Source organism: Bremerella sp. JC817 (assembly GCF_040718835.1).
GTDB lineage: Bacteria > Planctomycetota > Planctomycetia > Pirellulales > Pirellulaceae > Bremerella.
Genome location: NZ_JBFEFG010000199.1, coordinates 1 through 315, shown reverse-complemented (window position 1 = coordinate 315; position 315 = coordinate 1). Strand labels below are relative to the sequence as shown.

The 315-nt window shown below is 71.1% G+C and carries 1 protein-coding gene; it reads right to left on the bottom strand.

Annotation, left to right across the window (positions count from 1 at the left end; translation table 11 throughout):
- Positions 1-315, bottom strand: a 315-nt coding sequence (locus AB1L30_RS00955; RefSeq protein WP_367011462.1) for a hypothetical protein, incomplete at both ends; no start/stop codon positions are given.

Genomic DNA, 315 nt, shown 5'->3' with positions numbered 1-315 from the left:
GCGCGATCGCCATCCGGTTGAGGAGCAGCTTGAGGTGGTATTGCGGGTGCGTGACCGCATCTTCCGGCGCGAAGGGCGGAGTGCCCGCCCCCGCCCGGCCCAGTTCGTCCCACACTTCCGGTGAAAGTGTCAGGTCGAAATCGGGCAGGACGACGGCGCCCTGCGGCATCTCGGTCACGACCCGCAAGAGGCGAGCCAGCGCCGGCGCCGCGCTGGTCACGCCGGCGGCGATCACGGGATTTGCCGGCGGATTGGCCCGCCACCGCTCCGCTGCCTTGGAGAACAGCCGGTTGCGCCGGGCCGCGCCATCGATGC